Source organism: Streptomyces winkii (genome assembly GCF_032248595.1).
GTDB classification, from domain to species: Bacteria; Actinomycetota; Actinomycetes; order Streptomycetales; family Streptomycetaceae; genus Streptomyces; species Streptomyces winkii.
This window is the reverse complement of record NZ_JASTTH010000021.1, coordinates 1-464: the sequence shown is the minus strand read 5'-3', so window position 1 is coordinate 464 and position 464 is coordinate 1. Positions and strand designations below refer to the sequence as shown.

At 33.6% G+C, this 464-nt stretch carries 1 protein-coding gene; it reads right to left on the bottom strand.

Going from position 1 to position 464, the window contains the following annotated elements; all coding sequences use genetic code 11:
- Positions 1-464: ABC transporter substrate-binding protein (locus QQM67_RS30495; RefSeq protein WP_314178653.1), on the bottom strand; the 464-nt coding region annotated here is incomplete at both ends.

The window sequence follows — 464 nt, the reverse complement described above, 5'->3', positions numbered from 1 at the left end:
AATTTATCATATTCTGAACTTTTATATCCTGTATTTGCTCCATACTGAATTCCTGATTGCATAGTTTCTAAGAATGTTAATGGATCTGGATAATCAGGAGACCATCCTGACCATGCTAAGTGAAAATCGCCTTTTTGTTCTAATTCTAATTTTTGTTTAAATGGTTGTTGTTTTACTTTTACTGTCAAACCAGGAAGTGCTTCTTGTAACTCAGCTTGCATAAATTCGGCTTGTCTTCTACTACTTTCACTATCAAAAGTTAATAACTCTAAAGTGACTGTATCAAAGCCAACCTCTTTTTTTGCTTTTTCCCATGATTTCTTTGCTTCTTCATCATTATGGTCATAACCCATATCTCCAGCTACATCTCTATAGTCTTTTCCAGCTTCATTAAATGCTAATGTCTTTGCTACTAAATATGATGCTGGTTCAGTACCATTATTTAGTACCACATCACATAAAGC